This is a genomic window from Heyndrickxia acidiproducens DSM 23148 (assembly GCF_000374345.1).
Lineage (GTDB): Bacteria > Bacillota > Bacilli > Bacillales > Bacillaceae_C > Weizmannia > Weizmannia acidiproducens.
The window spans coordinates 1-15339 of record NZ_KB894035.1 but is presented as its reverse complement, the minus strand read 5'-3'; the positions used below and the strand labels follow the sequence as shown (position 1 = coordinate 15339).

At 46.5% G+C, this 15339-nt stretch carries 13 protein-coding genes and 1 pseudogene; 3 read left to right on the top strand and 11 right to left on the bottom strand.

Annotation, left to right across the window (positions count from 1 at the left end; all coding sequences use genetic code 11):
- Positions 1-301: 301 nt before the first annotated feature.
- From C232_RS0116485 to selD, 3 genes are all read right to left on the bottom strand, one after another.
- Complete coding sequence (locus C232_RS0116485; protein WP_018665258.1) at positions 302-1522, bottom strand: MFS transporter; 1221 nt, start codon at positions 1520-1522, stop codon at positions 302-304.
- Between the two features lie 128 nt (positions 1523-1650).
- Positions 1651-2694 carry a tRNA 2-selenouridine(34) synthase MnmH gene (mnmH, locus tag C232_RS0116480; protein ID WP_018665257.1) on the bottom strand — a complete coding sequence of 348 codons (1044 nt, stop codon included), beginning with the start codon at positions 2692-2694 and terminating at the stop codon, positions 1651-1653.
- A 30-nt stretch (positions 2695-2724) separates the two neighbouring features.
- The gene (gene selD / locus C232_RS0116475; RefSeq protein WP_018665256.1) at positions 2725-3774 is read right to left on the bottom strand and encodes a selenide, water dikinase SelD; all 1050 of its coding nucleotides are present in this window, start codon (positions 3772-3774) and stop codon (positions 2725-2727) included.
- Positions 3775-3956: 182 nt separating this feature from the next.
- Here selD and C232_RS0116470 point away from each other — a divergent pair, with 182 nt between their 5' ends.
- Entirely contained in the window at positions 3957-5024 is a 1068-nt protein-coding gene (locus C232_RS0116470) for a permease (RefSeq protein ID WP_018665255.1), read from the top strand.
- Positions 5025-5090: 66 nt separating this feature from the next.
- Here C232_RS0116470 and C232_RS0116460 read toward each other — a convergent pair whose 3' ends face one another.
- A complete protein-coding gene (locus C232_RS0116460; RefSeq protein WP_018665253.1) occupies positions 5091-6338 on the bottom strand; it encodes a glutamate-5-semialdehyde dehydrogenase in 1248 nt (415 codons plus the stop codon).
- Complete coding sequence (proB, locus tag C232_RS0116455) at positions 6339-7448, bottom strand: glutamate 5-kinase (protein WP_018665252.1); 1110 nt, start codon at positions 7446-7448, stop codon at positions 6339-6341.
- A 592-nt stretch (positions 7449-8040) separates the two neighbouring features.
- Between proB and C232_RS0116450 the strand changes: the two genes are divergently transcribed.
- Both C232_RS0116450 and C232_RS0116445 read left to right on the top strand, forming a co-directional pair.
- A complete protein-coding gene (locus C232_RS0116450) occupies positions 8041-8490 on the top strand; it encodes a DUF1641 domain-containing protein (protein ID WP_018665251.1) in 450 nt (149 codons plus the stop codon).
- A 37-nt stretch (positions 8491-8527) separates the two neighbouring features.
- Entirely contained in the window at positions 8528-9709 is a 1182-nt protein-coding gene (locus C232_RS0116445; protein ID WP_018665250.1) for an NAD(P)/FAD-dependent oxidoreductase, read from the top strand.
- Positions 9710-9789: 80 nt separating this feature from the next.
- Here C232_RS0116445 and C232_RS0116440 read toward each other — a convergent pair whose 3' ends face one another.
- From C232_RS0116440 to C232_RS20320, 6 genes and pseudogenes are all read right to left on the bottom strand, one after another.
- On the bottom strand, positions 9790-10494 hold the full coding sequence (locus C232_RS0116440) for an ABC transporter ATP-binding protein (RefSeq protein ID WP_018665249.1): 705 nt from the start codon (positions 10492-10494) through the stop codon (positions 9790-9792).
- Positions 10495-10511: 17 nt separating this feature from the next.
- Positions 10512-11288 carry an ABC transporter ATP-binding protein gene (locus tag C232_RS0116435; protein ID WP_018665248.1) on the bottom strand — a complete coding sequence of 259 codons (777 nt, stop codon included), beginning with the start codon at positions 11286-11288 and terminating at the stop codon, positions 10512-10514.
- 15 nt (positions 11289-11303) lie between these two features.
- Complete coding sequence (locus C232_RS0116430; protein ID WP_018665247.1) at positions 11304-12584, bottom strand: branched-chain amino acid ABC transporter permease; 1281 nt, start codon at positions 12582-12584, stop codon at positions 11304-11306.
- 8 nt (positions 12585-12592) lie between these two features.
- Complete coding sequence (locus C232_RS0116425) at positions 12593-13579, bottom strand: branched-chain amino acid ABC transporter permease (RefSeq protein ID WP_018665246.1); 987 nt, start codon at positions 13577-13579, stop codon at positions 12593-12595.
- Positions 13580-13644: 65 nt separating this feature from the next.
- Positions 13645-14838: a branched-chain amino acid ABC transporter substrate-binding protein gene (locus tag C232_RS0116420; RefSeq protein WP_018665245.1), complete on the bottom strand. Its 1194-nt coding sequence runs from the start codon at positions 14836-14838 to the stop codon at positions 13645-13647.
- A gap of 334 nt (positions 14839-15172) precedes the next feature.
- Positions 15173-15339 (bottom strand): annotated as a pseudogene (locus tag C232_RS20320) (group II intron reverse transcriptase/maturase); the annotation flags it as partial.

The window sequence follows — 15339 nt, the reverse complement described above, 5'->3', positions numbered from 1 at the left end:
ACGATTCCCTTTCATTCCATGCACCCGTATCATTTACGCCTCCACATCCGGATAGCTTTTGGGCTTTGACTTGTTTGGCAGTCTTACCCTGTAAGAGTACGCCTGATGGTATTCGTGTTCCTCGGGTCAGAATTTTGCCTCCAGCTTCCTTCAGATTCCACTTCACAATGGACACCCTTGCTCTTGGCTAATGGTTGGTCGCTATCTACCCCCATAGCGGACTTTCGCCGCCTAGCGAATCGTCATGCGCGGCGCACCAAAAAAGACGACTGCTTTATGAGAGCAGTCGTCTTTTTTGTGCTTACAATTGAAATCTTCCTGCCATTTTGAAACGTTTTGTTTCTTTTCCCAGCACGGCTAGAAATACAATACCGATAATAATTGAAAGACAGAAAATCGTGAAAATTCCAGTCATGGACACTTCACGGGCAACCAAGGCACCAACCATCAACGGGCCCAAAATACCGCCGATACGCCCAAATGCAGCAGCCATCCCTGTACCTGTTGCCCGGATTTCAACCGGATACTGTTCAGGGGAGTAGGCATACAGCGCACCCCATGCGCCCAGATCAAAAAATGAAAGCAGCATCCCGGAAACAAGGAGCATCGCCACTGAATCAACATGACCAAATAAGTAAGCACTCAGAGCCGTTCCCAATAAAAAGACAATCAGGACAAATTTCCTGCCGGCTTTTTCAATCAGCCATGCTGCTGTAAAATAACCGGGCAGCTGTGCGAGCGTCATTACCAACACATAACCAAAACTCTGAATCAGTGAAAAACCTTTCATCACCATCACGCTTGGAAGCCAGAGAAACATGCCGTAATAGGAAAACACGACCGTAAACCAAAGAATCCATAGCATGCATGTCCTTGCAGCATATTTTCTCGACCAAACCTGAGCGATATTCACCAGCACAGAAGGCCGCTTGCTATGATGGATTGCGGTAAACTGCGGAGAATCCGGCAGACCCGTCCGTAAATATAAAGCATAAAATGCGGGAATTGCGGTTAACACCAGCGCTGCCCGCCAGCCGAATTGCGGGATGACAAAATAAGAAATGACAGCTGCCCCAAGCCAGCCAACTGCCCAAAAGCTTTCAAGCAATACAACAGTCCTGCCGCGTTCCTCTTCTTCAACACTTTCGTTGACAAGCGTGGAGGCAACCGGCAGTTCCCCGCCAAGCCCCATGCCGATGAGCAGACGGAAGAAAATAAAAACCACAAATGATTGCGAAAGAGCCGACAACCCGCTTCCAATTGAGAAAAATAACAATGTCATAATAAAAATCGTCTTCCGCCCGAATTTATCTGCCAGCACACCAAACACAAAAGCGCCGATTGCCATGCCGATCGAGTTCATGCTGCCGATCCAGCCCATTTGTTCAGCACTTAAATGCCATTCTTTTGCAAGTGCGGCAATAATGAAGGACAAGATTCCGACATCCATGGCGTCAAAAAGCCAGCTTGTCCCCGTAATCGCCAATAACTTCTTTTTTGGCAACACTGCTGCCTTATCCATTGCTGTTCTCCCCCTATTTGTAAAGCATCTATTTAATTAGTAATATATCATCTGTCAAGACATATGTAAACAGGCCTTTTCCTGACTGCTTGCAAGCAGCTGCGAAAAGGCCTGTTAATATGGACAATTTAGCGTATAAAATTTTTCAATCCCAGCAATGCTTTCAACTGTTGCAGTGCTTCATCCGTATGTGTTGCGCGGATTTTTTTAACGCGGGCTTTTTCTGAAATACTGAGCGAGTGGTCATACCGCGGATCATAATAATATTCGAGCAGCAGACGCACAGCCGATTCAAAGCGGCCGCCTTTTAAATCTTCCTCGATCTTTTTGGCAACCGGCGTATGGATCCGTTCCTTAATCCGCCCAAAAGCAGCCAGGCATGCTGATTCATACTCCCATGGCCGGTAGTCATCCAAAATATTCCGTACCCGTTCTTCCACAGGCAGTTCAATAATGATTTGCACTCCCTGTTCCTTATTTCGCACCAGAAATTCCGGCAGTACAATTTTCCCAACTCTCTTGCTCTCTGCTTCCATCAGAACATATGGGGGATTGCCAAGTTCCAGCAGCTTTTGCACCAATAAGGCATCAAACGTTTTTTGGTTATACGCGCGCAGTCCGATGTCCCCGAAGATGCTGCCGCGGTGGTTGGCCATGCCTTCCAAATCAAGGACAGGGTAGCCCTCTTTCTGCAATTTGCGGAGCATGTAAGTTTTTCCTGTCCCCGTATAGCCGCCCAAAATAAATGCCGGGGGATGAAAATCAGCGTTTTCCAGCTGATCGACAACCCATTTGCGGTAGGCCCGGTACCCGCCCTGCAAGCGGTAGGCATGAATGCCCATCAGATCCAGCACGGTCGCCGCTGTCCGGCTCCGCATGCCGCCGCGCCAGCAAAAAACAGCTTTTTCGCCTTCAATTTCACTGAATGCGCGGATAAAGGCGGGCAGCTTCTTCGAAAAGATTTCAAGCCCGCGTTCTTTCGCAGCATGGACATCGACCTGTGTATAGATGGTCCCGACTTCCGCCCGCTCATCATCGTTAAAGAGCGGGATATTCAGGCTCCCCGGAATGGTCGCGTTTTGATATTCGGAAGGCGAGCGCACATCAATCCATGTGAACGGTTTATCCTCCATCATTTTTCTTGCTTTATCGATTGTAATATCCTGAAACAAATGATTTCCGCCTTTCTATTACCTAAAAACTTACAATACCCGGATCCGGCCCGGGTGTTCTGAGACAACCTCGCCGATGATGGCAGCTTCAACACCTGCCCGGACAAGTTCATTCAAAAGCCGTTCCGCTTCACTGCCGTCAACCGCCAGTAATAAACCGCCTGAAGTAACGGCATCACATAAAATCCACTTCTCAATTTGGTCCATGTGATCCGGAAAATCAACCGAGCTCTCAACATGGGCAAAATTATTTTTCGTCCCGCCCGGCACAGCCCCTTGTTCGGCCAATTCACGGACACGCGAAAGCACTGGCACCTTATCCTTAAAAATATGCAATCCGGTTTTGCTGCCCTGCGCCATTTCAGTTGCATGTCCCAAAAGGCCAAATCCGGTTACATCTGTGCTTGCATGCACCGTATAGCCTTGCGAAATATCTGCCGCATTTTTGTTCAGTGTTGCCATAACAGCTGTGACACGTTCAATTTCCGTTTCTGATAATAAACCGCGTTTGATTGAAGTGGTGGAAATCCCAACGCCAATCGGTTTTGTTAATATCAGCCGGTCGCCCGGTTTTGCACCGGCATTGGTACGGATGCGGTCCGGATGGATTTTCCCGGTCACCGCCAGACCGAATTTTGGTTCTTTATCATCAATGGAGTGCCCGCCGACAAGCGTAACCCCGGCTTCTTTCAGTTTATCGCCCGCGCCCCTTAAAATCTCAGCAAGAATTTGTTTAGGCAATGTTGAAATCGGGAAGGCGACAATATTCAGCGCCGTTAATGGGGTTCCGCCCATTGCATAAATGTCGCTGATCGCATTCGCTGCCGCAACTTGTCCGAATGAATAAGGTTCATCCACAATCGGCGTAAAAAAGTCAACCGTTTGAACGATCGCCAAATCATCGGTTAAGCGGTAAACGCCGGCATCATCGCTCGTATCCAAACCAACCAGCAAATTGCTGTCGGGTAATGTCTGCGGGAGTGTCCGCATGACCTGCTGCAAATCTGCCGGCCCAATTTTACACCCGCAGCCGCCTTTGGTCGTTAAAGAAGTAAGTTTTATTTTTTCTGATTGTGCCATTTGTGCCTCAACCTGACCTTTCTGCTTCAAACTTTTAATCTATGTTACATTATAGCCCATTATTTTTAAAATGCATCTTTTCCCTGTTTTACTGCCTTCCATCTCTATCTTTTTTAGTTTCCTTGTGCTACAATGCTTTTTTGGTATGAATTCATATTTTTTATAGAAATGGAGATGTTTATATGGCGATAGCAAATCATTCTATCCAGCCTGAACGGCCGGCTGGAAAAAAAGCGGTGTGGTTTGCCGTTTTGTTTATTGTCATCGCTGCTTTGGGGCTTTTGTATGTGAAGTGGTGGCCCTATTACCAAAAATCTCTGCTTGCCGCCCATACGCATTCAATCGGTACATCCATTTTGGGTGATCCAAGCAAATCCTCCCAATTTTCGTGGAATGGCACTTTTCAATATACCGCCCAGTATTTTCTTGCGGTTTGGAAAGCGGCGATTCTCGGCATTTTACTCGGTTCGCTTGTTCAAGTAATGCTGCCGGCACAATGGCTCTTTAAAGTGCTTGGCAAAACATCATTCGGAAGCACGGCAATTGCCGGTATGAGCGCGATTCCGGGGATGATGTGCACTTGCTGTGCCGCCCCGCTCGCTGTCGGCTTGCGCAAAAAGCAAGTCTCGCCGGGATCCGCTTTGGCTTTTTGGATCGGCAATCCGATGCTGAACCCGGCTACCCTGATTTTCATGGCATTTGTGCTATCCTGGAAATTTACGGTGCTGCGCCTTGTTGCCGGGCTTTTACTTACATTCGGCGTCAGCTATCTGGCAGGGCGCATGGCGAAAAATGAAAATCAGATCGACATGGAAAAACTGGCCGCCCCTGTGCTAAATCCAAACGGCGGATTTTTATCGAAATGGCTGAAGGCAATTGGAAGTATGCTCCTCTATTTGGTACCGGCATATATTTTATCTGTCATTGTACTCAGCGCGGCGAGGTTTTGGCTGTTTCCGCAGATCGGGAACGGGGATGCAAACAGCTTTCTTGTCATCCTGTTATTTGCGATTACCGGAATGCTCTTTGTGATCCCGACCGCAGCTGAAATTTCGATTGTGCAAACGATGTTATCCTTCGGGCTCGGTGCCGGGCCTGCTGCTGCACTGTTGGTGACACTGCCTGCAGTCAGCCTGCCGTCTTTTATCATGGTAGGCAAATCTTTTTCTAAACAAACGCTTTTGTTTGTGGCGGCTTCAGTCGTCCTGATCGGCATTTTAGGCGGACTTTGTGGATGGCTATTATTTTAACGGCAAAAACTCAATAAAAACGGTCAATTATGAAAAAACGGCGGGTAATAATCCGCCGTTTTTTCTTTAATGACGGATTTGGCCGCTGCCGTATATCATATATTTCACGGAGGTTAAAGCTTCCAGTCCCATTGGCCCGCGGGCATGGAGCTTTTGCGTGCTGATGCCGATCTCCGCCCCGTAGCCGAATTCAAAACCATCCGTAAACCGGGTCGATGCATTATGATAGACACATGCCGCATCGACTGTACGTAAAAACCGGTCCGCATTTTTCGCATCCTCCGTTACAATGGCTTCCGAATGTTTTGTGCTGTACCGGTGGATATGGCGGATGGCTTCATCCATATCCTTGACTGCTCTTATGCTTACTTTTAATGCCAGATACTCTGCAAACCAATCTTCTTCCGTTGCCTTCTTTGCGCCGGGCCAGGCTTTTACGATCTGCTCATCCCCGTAGATTTCGACCCCTCTTTCGGCCAGTTCCGCTAATAGCGCGCAACCGTTATCCTGAAACCACTTTTCATGGACAAGAATGGTTTCAATCGCGTTGCAAACGGACGGCCGCTGCGTTTTGGCATTGACGGCAATCGAAAGCGCCATCTCTTTTTTAGCGGTTTCATCAATATATAAATGGCAGTTGCCGGCACCGGTTTCGATAACGGGAACGGCAGATTCACGGACAACCGTTTCAATCAGATTTTTCCCGCCCCTTGGGATCAGTACATCCAGGTAACCATGAAGGTGGAAAAATTCATTAGCTGCCTCCCTGCTTGTGTCTTCCAAAAGCTGGACCGCTTCTTCAGGAAAGCCAGCCGCAAGCAGGGCCTGATGGATGGAATGGACAATCGCTTTATTGGAAGAAATGGATGAAGCGCTGCCCCTCAGGATCACGGCATTCCCTGTTTTGATGGCAAGCGTGGCAGCATCGACTGTCACATTCGGGCGCGCTTCGTAAATCATGCCGATAACGCCGAGCGGCACCTTTTTCTTTTCGATTTTCAAGCCGTTTTGTTTTTTTATTTCTTCCAGCGTTTCACCAACAGGATCTTTTAATCCGATCAGCAGAGAGATCGCTTCAGCCATATCGCGGATACGTTTTTCATTTAACATCATGCGATCCAGTAAATGCTCCGGAAAACCCGCTTCTTTTCCGCGCTGGAGGTCTTTCCTGTTTTCTGCCATAATGATGTCCTGATCGGTTAATAGCTGGCGTGCAATCGAATCCAGGGCCTTGTTTTTTTCTTCGGTTGAACGGCCAGCCAGCACGGCACTGATTTGTTTCGCTTTTTTTCCTTTTTCCAATGCTTCAGTCATTTATCCCAGCTCCCTTTTAATAGTCGGTACCCATTTATCACGGTGAATCACTACATCTGTGCTACTGTGTGCAGGCAGTTTACCTTCCCGGTTTTCCAATAGCGTTTCAATTTCCTCCGCCGAATAATGTACTTCCCCTTTGCCCAACAGCCCTTGTGACCCGTATACCTCAACGACATCCCCTTTTTTAAAATGGCCGCTGATTTTTTTAACACCGGCAGGCAATAAACTGCTGCCTTTTTTCAATAATGCAAACGCTGCACCGCGGTCAATATAAATTTTACCGGTAATTTCGGAGTAAAGGGCGATCCACTGTTTGCGGCTCGTGACGGCAGGCCCCGCACCTCCGATATATGTACCGTCCCCGCTTCCTTCAAGCACCTTTATAAATTTATCTTTACCTGCCCCGGACCCGATAAAAACCCGGACGCCAAGAGAAAGCGCAGTATGGGCAGCTTTTAGTTTTGAATTCATGCCGCCCGTTCCTACTTTAGAGCCTGACCCTCCGGCCACCCTGAGCAAATCGGCCGTAATATGGTCAATATAATCAAAGCGTTCTGCATCAGGATTGAATTTCGGATTTTCACTGTAAAGGCCGTTGATGTCCGTGTACATAATCAACTGTTCAGCATGGACAAGCCCGCTGACCAGTGCCGAAAGCATATCATTGTCGCCAAATGTCAGCTCGGCTACAGAAACCGTGTCATTTTCATTAATGATCGGCATTACCCCTCTTAAGAGCAGTTCTGTCAATGTCGCATATGCATTATGGTAGCGGCTTTTTTTAGAAAAATCCTGGCGGGTCAGCAAAATTTGTGCAGGTGTAATCCCGTATTGCCCCAATGCTTCCGTATAGCGCCGGATCAAAAGCCCCTGCCCGATTGCAGCCGCAGCCTGCTTCCCTTTTAGCGTTACCGGTCGTGCCGGGTAACCTAATAACCGGAAGCCGGCTGCTACAGCCCCAGAAGAAACGACAATGACTTCATGGCCGGCGTTTTTAAGTGCAGCCAGTGCATCAATGTGGTCGCTGAATTTTTCTTCATCTATTTCGCCGCAAGCATTGGTTAAAGAACTGCTTCCAATTTTAATGACAATTCTTTTCTTTTCCATTTGTGCCTCTCTCTCCTTTTTGTAACAGTACAAAAAAAGGTCCTTTCATCCTTGAAAAGGACGAAAAGACCCAGCTTCCCGTGGTACCACCTTTATTGGGCGGCATCCGGCCGCCCCGCTCATTTGCTGATAACGCAATTGCTGCTGCGCCTATTGTTTAATAGGACCCGGAAGGCAGGTTCTGCGGGCCGCCAGTTGCAGGGCCTTTCAGCTGGTAAGCCCTGCTCTCTTTTACAGCGGGTCATCCGCATACTAATCCTTCGTTCACGTTCAGTATTTTAAATTATCTTACAATGTTTCTTCCAAAAAAGCAAGCAGTTTTTCAACAATCTTCACATTAAAAGGTATGATGCATAATGTTTTCTAAAGGAAAGCAAATTACTGCATATATGGTGAAAATTTGATATACTGGACTTGTGTGAGATTTCACGATGAATTTAAGCATTAAAACAGGAAGATGTGCGAGAAAAATTCACTAGCCGGAAAACGGCAAACAGGACTGGGGGGAATAAAAAAACGCATTCATTGCAAAACTCGTCTTAACCTTTTACATAACCGTAATGGGAAACCACTAGTAAAGGAGAAATAGGAGATGGCAGAAACTTCGGATCAAAAAACACCGCTTGAAGGGCAACAACCAGAAGCAAACCAGGACGCTCCGAAAGCGCAAAAAGATTTATTGGACCAATTATTAAACCCGGAAGTACAGGAATCGTTAACCGTACTTGTGGAAAGCCTTCCGAAAATGGCTGAATTAATCACGATGTTAAATAAGGTATATGATTTCTTACAATCTGTAGCCACAGATAAGGTACTGGCCAGCGATTTTAAGGGAAGCTTTCAGGAATTTCTGGATCCCGTTACTGAAAAAGCAAAGGGGGTTGCTGCAACAGCAATTGAAGCGAAAGACCGTGCGGAAGAATCCGATGAAACGATCGGTCTGTTCGGCCTTTTGAGAATGTTAAAAGACCCGCAAGCCCAAAAGCTCTTCCGTTTCTTGCAATCGTATATGGCTTTAGCGGAAGAACGCAGCAAACAATAATTCAACCATACAGAATAAATCAGAACGGGGGATCCATATGACTAAAAAAATTGTTGTTTTAGGCGCCGGCTATGGTGGCCTGTTAACTGCTTTATCAGCACGTAAATATTTAACGGCAGATGATGCTTCCATCACGGTGGTCAACCGTGTGCCGGACCATCAAATTATTACCGAACTGCACCGTTTAGCGGCAGGATCTGTTACAGAAAAAAGGGTGTCGCTTCCACTGAAAAAGTTGTTTAAAGGCAAAGATGTGGAAGTCCAAGTCGATGAAGTGACAAAAATTTCACCTGATACAAAAGAAGTTTCGCTTGGGAGCGGCTTTAAGCTGAACTATGATGTACTCGTAGTTGCAATGGGAAGCGAAACAGCGTTCTTCGGCATTCCGGGCCTTCGGGAAAACAGCTTCTTATTAAAATCCGTTGATGATGCCAACCGGATCCATGCGCATATTCAAAGCCATCTTGAACAGTATGCCCGGACAAAAAACAAAGCGGATGCGACCATTGTGGTTGGTGGCGGCGGTTTAACCGGCATTGAGCTGGTCGGGGAATTTGCTGACCAGGTACCAAACTGGGCTAAAAAATATGCCATTGACCCAAGTGAAATTACGTTAATCTGTGCGGAAGCTGCACCATCCATTTTGCCAAACTTTGCACCTAACCTGATTGAACGGGCGACAAAAAGCCTTGAAGCACGCGGTGTCAAATTTTCAACCGGCATTCCTGTCACAAAATATGAAGACGGCGTTGTGGAATTAAAGGACGGCCAGAAAATTGAAACAAGTACCCTCGTTTGGACCGGAGGCGTACAAGGCAACAAGGTTGTCGCCAATTCCGGTATTGAGGTCAACCGCGGCCGTGCAACCGTAAATGAATATTTACAATCAACCTCGCATCCAGACATTTTCGTTGCCGGTGATAGCGCCGTTGTCTTCCCTTCCGAAGGCGCGCGCCCGTATCCGCCGACTGCACAGATGTCCTGGCAAATGGGTGAACTAATCGGTTATAATATTTATGCCACTTTAAAAGGCGGCAAACTGAATGCATTCCAACCGGTTAATTCCGGAACACTTGCCAGCCTTGGCAGAAAAGATGCAATTGCCTTTATCGGTGAAAACCAAACCCAATTAAAGGGATTTCCGGCTTCAGCAATGAAGGAAGCCAGCAATATCCGCTATCTTTCCCATATCAAAGGATTATTCAGCCTTGCATACTGATTTAAAAGAAGCAGTGGCAGAACTTCGTGAAAATCCGGCCTTTTTAAGAGGCCGGATTTTTTTGCAATGGTTGGCAATGTTTATGCCAAATAGGCTTCCTGCACCTGCTCATTATCCATCAGTTCTTTTCCGTCGCCTTCAAGCACGATAACCCCTGTCTGAATAACATAGCCCCTGTCGGCAACTTGCAAAGCCTGGAATGCATTTTGCTCAACCAGCAGGATGGTCATGCCGCCTTTATTCAATTCGGAAATGATTTCAAAAATCTGTTCCACAATTATCGGAGCCAGCCCCATTGACGGTTCATCCAGCATCAGGAGGCTTGGTTTGCTCATAAGGGCGCGCCCGATCGCAAGCATTTGCTGTTCACCGCCGCTCATCGTCCCGCCCTTTTGGTCCAGCCTTTCTTTTAATCTCGGAAAATATTGAAAAACGCGTTCCATCCTCTCTTCAATTGTTTTTTTCTGGCTGATGGCAAATCCGCCAATCAACAAATTTTCTTTCACGCTTAATTTCGGAAAGATCCTTCTTCCTTCCGGCACATGGGCAATCCCCAGTTTCGATGTTATATGCGGCGGCAAATTCGCGATATTTTTTCCGTTGTAGTGGATTTCACCGCTCACTTTCACCTGCCCGCTGATCGATTTTAATGTTGTTGATTTTCCAGCGCCATTGCTTCCAATTAAAGTAACGATTTCACCTTCGTCTATTTTCAGGTTGATGCCTTTTAATGCCTGGATTCCCCCATAGCTTGCCTTCATATCTTCAAGTTCCAGTAAATGCACGTTCTCCGCTCCTTTCCCTACGCGTACGCCAATGCCCCTTTGCCAAGGTATGCCTCTACCACCCTCGGGTTGCTCCGAATCGCAACCGGATTTCCCTCAGCAATTTTTTCGCCATGGTCCAATACGACAATATGGTTTGATATTTCCATCACCAGTTTCATATCATGATCAATCAAGACAACGGTCAAATTCCGTTCATCACACATATGCCGAATTAAATTTGTTAGTTCTTTTGTTTCTTTCGGATTCATTCCTGCCGCAGGTTCATCCAGCAGCAGCAGCTTTGGCCTGGCTGCCAGCGCGCGGGCTATCTCCAGCCTTCTTTGCGCGCCATACGGCAGGCTGCCAGCCGTTTCATTCAGCAATTTAGCGAGCCCGACATATTTGAGCAGTTCATACGCTTCGATTTCAGCCTCCTTTTCTTCCTTTTTCATTCCCGGCAGTTGGCAAATGATACTGAAAAATCTGCTTTTTAAATGGCTGTGCATGCCAATCAGGACATTTTCCATTACAGTCAAGCTCTCAAATAAGCGGATATTTTGGAATGTCCTGGCTATCCCTTTCTTTGTGACGGCATGCGGTTTCAATCCCGTGATTGGCTCGCCGTTCAGCAGGATGTCTCCTGATGTTGGCTTGTAAACCCCTGTTACCATATTAAACACGGTGGTTTTTCCGGCGCCATTTGGACCGATCACAGCTGTAATCGAATTTTTCGGTATATTGATATCCACATTGGATGTTGCGGCCAGGCCGCCGAAGTTCTTCGTTAAGCCTTTTATTTCCAGTATATTCATGTCCCATTCCCCTCTTTACAGTTTATTGGTTTCACCCTCCAGCGGGGTAACAGCTTTCCCCTCTTTCTTTCGGATAAGCGTTTCGGGGTGATACTGGATATTTTTCGCCGGCAGCAAACCTTTTGAACGGTATAAGGCAAATACGATCAGCAACGCCCCGAAAATAAGCCGCTGCATTTTGGCCGGGGATAAAGCATCCGGCACTTTAAAAACGCCGCTCATACTTAACTGGTTCAACCAGTTTGTCACTTCCGTCAGGACCTGCAAATTCAGAATCGTTACAATCGCGGCACCGAGTATGACACCCGGGACGCTGCCCATGCCGCCAAGCAGCACCATAACAAGAATGGTGGTCGATTCCAAATATGTAAAACTGGTTGGATCTACAAAAGCCTGCTTTGCCGCAAACACCACACCCATGGCCCCGGAAAATGAAGCACCGATTGCAAAAGCTGTCAGCTTCGTTTTGACCAGCGGAATCCCCATCGCCTGTGCGGCAATTTCATTTTCCCTCACTGCTTTCCAGGCACGCCCCATCTTGGAATGTTCCAGCCTGCGAACCATGTAAATAACAATAAACAACAGCACCAGTACGATAAAATAAAATTGGCCCGGATAAATAATTGGTATGCCGAATAACTGCGGCGGCGTAACAGACGAAATGCCCATTGCCCCATTTGTAATATTGACAGGTTTATCCAGATTATTAAATACAATCCGGACAATTTCCCCGAATCCCAGTGTGACAATTGCCAGGTAATCGCCCTTTACACGCAGTACCGGAATGCCAAGCAGGATGCCAAACAAAGCACCGACCAGGCTGCCAATTATGATAAAAAGCCAAAAGCTTTCACCCGATAATGGATAATGGCCGAACGGCATAAAGTTCGCTGCCTGCGTGGTTGTGAAAATTCCGTACGTATAGGATCCGAGTGCAAAGAACGCAATAAAGCCAAGATCAAGCAATCCTGCCATCCCGACGACAATATTCAGCCCAAGTGCCATGGCAACATAAATGCCTACCATTGTTGCAACCTCCATATAGGACTGATAGGACGAGCCCCGGCTCGCAACGAGCGGGAGAAGAAAACCAAGTATGGCAACTCCTGTAATCCATTTCACCCGATTTGAAAAGCGGAGAAAATATAAGATTAACAACGAACCAAGCAGCAGCAAAAAGGAAAGGATCGATTTTTGTGACAGGTACAGTCCAAACGATACCAGCAGAACATATAAGATAAAGAGGACACCTGATAATTTATTATTAGACAACAACGCATTCCCATAATTTTTCATTCTTTCACCTACACTTTCTCAATTGCAGCTTTGCCGAATAAGCCTTCCGGTTTAAAAATCAGAACAACGATTAATAGAATAAAAGCAAACACGTCTTTGTACTCAGAACCAAAAATTCCGCCTGTCAATCCGGATAGATTGGCAGCCGCAAACATTTCCACAATCCCGAGGATAAGCCCGCCCGCCATTGCTCCGCGGATATTGCCGATTCCACCGAGAACTGCGGCAGTGAAGGCTTTCATCCCCAATGTATAACCGATAAACGGGTCGATGGAGCCATATTGGATCGCAAACAGCACCCCGGTTGCGCCGCCGAGTGCTGAACCGACAAAAAAAGTGATTGAAATGACCTTGTTCACATTCACACTCATCAGCGATGCCGTTTCCCTGTCCTGGGCAACAGCCCTCATTGCCATTCCCCACTTTGTGCGGTTCACAAAGATATCCAAAACGATAAGCATGACAATGGAAACGATCAGGACGATAAGAAAAGAACTCTTCAGCGCTGCATCATGAAATTCCGGTAATAACGATGATGCCTTCAATTGAATCTGGCTGTTGAAAAGGCCGGGCGTGTTGATGATATAATTTCCTTTTTTTAATTCGGCAATAAAACGGACGATATCCTGCAGCAAAAAAGAAATGCCGATTGCCGTAATCAATGTAATTAATTTCGGTGCTTTCCTCAGCGGCCGGTAGGCAACCCGTTCAATGCCGATTCCCATCAGGCCGGTGCACACACTCGCTGCAATCATGACAATCAGCAGGATGACAATGGCTGGAAGGGCATGAATCCATCCCATACCGGTTAATAAAAGAAGAAGCGATGTGCCGATAAATGCCCCTGTCATAAAAATTTCGCCATGGGCAAAGTTGATTAACTCCAGAATACCGTATACCATTGTATAGCCTATCGCAACCACTGCATAGATCACGCCTAATGTAAGTCCGTCTATCAGCACCTGCGGAAGTGTGCCAAGCATATCAGCCAGCATTTTTACACATCCTTTCTTTAAAATGATGGAAGGGCATGAATCCCACACCCTTCTATTTTTGAGCTTTATTTGCTGATTTCACCATCTTGTTCAGCAGGATAAGCCTTTTGATTAAACTTATAAATATATACTTTTGCATACTTATTATCGCCCTTGCTGTCAAACCCTACCTGCGTCACGACTCCCTTGTAATCTTTAATGGCGCGTACTGCATCTCTGACCTGCTGGCGTGCCGGCATTTTACCGTCATTTGACTTAATCGCATTTTCAAGTCCTTTAAGCATAACGCCCATTGAATCATAGGCATATGCCGAGTAGGATTCAACATTTTTACCGAACTTGTCTTTGTAAGCCTCCGCAAATTTTTTCCCTGCCGCTGTTTTGTTCACATCACCGGCTACAGATGTCAGGAATGTATTTTTTACCGAATCACCGGCGATATCTACATATGTGGAAGAATCCAAACCGTCCCCGCCCATAATTGGCACGTCAATTCCTTTGTGGCGGGCTTGTTTTACAATTAAACCGCCTTCTGCATACAGGCCGCCAAAATAAACAAGATCCGGTTTTGCAGAGGAAACGGAATTCAATACGCCGTTAAAGTCTTTTTCACCAGCGGTAATCCCTTCATACCCGACAATTTTTGCTCCCTGCTTCACGGCTGCATTTTTAAAGGCATCCGCCAGCCCCTGTCCATACGAGGTTTTATCCTGGATCACAAAAATTTTCTTGGCTTTCAGTGTTTCAACAGCATAGGTGGCACCGGCAGGCCCCTGAAAATCATCGCGGGCACAGACCCTGTTTACTGCTTTTAAATTACGGTCCGTCACTTCCGTCGCTGTGCTGGCCGGTGAAATCATTGGAATCGAATATTTTTCATAAACTTCAGAAGATGGGATCGACACACCTGAGTTCAGATGCCCGATGACTCCGAATACTTGTTCATCCGAACCAATCAGCTGGGCGTTTGAAACGCCTTTTTTGGGGTCCCCCTGATCATCATAAGGAACGAGCTGGAGCTTAAAGCCCATTTTTTTGAATTTTTCCTGTTGCTCTTCCAGTGCCAGCTGGGCCCCAAGCTTAATTGCTCCGCCAAGTGTGGCGCTTCCCCCTGATAAAGGAGACTGTGTCGCAATTTTAATGACCTGTGTACCGCCTTCAGAAGAACTGCTTGTGCTGCTTGATTGCGAACACGCCCCTAATATTCCGGCGATAAGTGCTGCCGACAAGCATAATGACCTTATCTTCTTTGTTTTCATCCTTTTCCCCCATCCATTTTTTCTTTATATCCCGGAGCGAAACCATTAATATCATTATCACCCCCGCTGACGAACAAGTTATTCAAAGTATAAACAAGGTTCACACGAATGGCAGTAAAGTTGTAAACTTTTCTGCCGTTATTTTTATAATATTTTTTTATTTTCCAATATTGTATTTTATCACATAATGATTTACTATCATTTTCCTGGATTACATATCTTGATGGTTTGCATCTGCAATGTATAAGCAATCGAGTAGGAGGCTAATCATTATTTGATTAGCCGACCTCTCACACCACCGTGCGTACGGTTCCGTACACGGCGGTTCTAAAGTTTACGACCTTACAGACAGATAATAATCCAGAAAACTTATATACCTTGCTCTTCGGAAGAGTTCGTTTGTTAAGGTTCTGGTTAAGATATGGCTGCCGGCAATTCTCCAGTAGCCTTTTCTTGTGTTTGCCCATTCCCAAGCTTTACTTTTATTGATCCCTAATTTCT

What these genes read in the sequence shown, in the direction of transcription:
- C232_RS0116430 (WP_018665247.1), bottom strand. Translation starts at nt 12,584, where the DNA reads ATGAAAAATTATGGGAATGCGTTGTTGTCTAATAATAAATTATCAGGT.
- C232_RS0116445 (WP_018665250.1), top strand. Translation starts at nt 8,528, where the DNA reads ATGACTAAAAAAATTGTTGTTTTAGGCGCCGGCTATGGTGGCCTGTTA.
- C232_RS0116460 (WP_018665253.1), bottom strand. Translation starts at nt 6,338, where the DNA reads ATGACTGAAGCATTGGAAAAAGGAAAAAAAGCGAAACAAATCAGTGCC.
- C232_RS0116450 (WP_018665251.1), top strand. Translation starts at nt 8,041, where the DNA reads ATGGCAGAAACTTCGGATCAAAAAACACCGCTTGAAGGGCAACAACCA.
- C232_RS0116420 (WP_018665245.1), bottom strand. Translation starts at nt 14,838, where the DNA reads ATGAAAACAAAGAAGATAAGGTCATTATGCTTGTCGGCAGCACTTATC.
- C232_RS0116470 (WP_018665255.1), top strand. Translation starts at nt 3,957, where the DNA reads ATGGCGATAGCAAATCATTCTATCCAGCCTGAACGGCCGGCTGGAAAA.
- proB (WP_018665252.1), bottom strand. Translation starts at nt 7,448, where the DNA reads ATGGAAAAGAAAAGAATTGTCATTAAAATTGGAAGCAGTTCTTTAACC.
- C232_RS0116485 (WP_018665258.1), bottom strand. Translation starts at nt 1,522, where the DNA reads ATGGATAAGGCAGCAGTGTTGCCAAAAAAGAAGTTATTGGCGATTACG.
- C232_RS0116435 (WP_018665248.1), bottom strand. Translation starts at nt 11,288, where the DNA reads ATGAATATACTGGAAATAAAAGGCTTAACGAAGAACTTCGGCGGCCTG.
- C232_RS0116425 (WP_018665246.1), bottom strand. Translation starts at nt 13,579, where the DNA reads ATGCTGGCTGATATGCTTGGCACACTTCCGCAGGTGCTGATAGACGGA.
- selD (WP_018665256.1), bottom strand. Translation starts at nt 3,774, where the DNA reads ATGGCACAATCAGAAAAAATAAAACTTACTTCTTTAACGACCAAAGGC.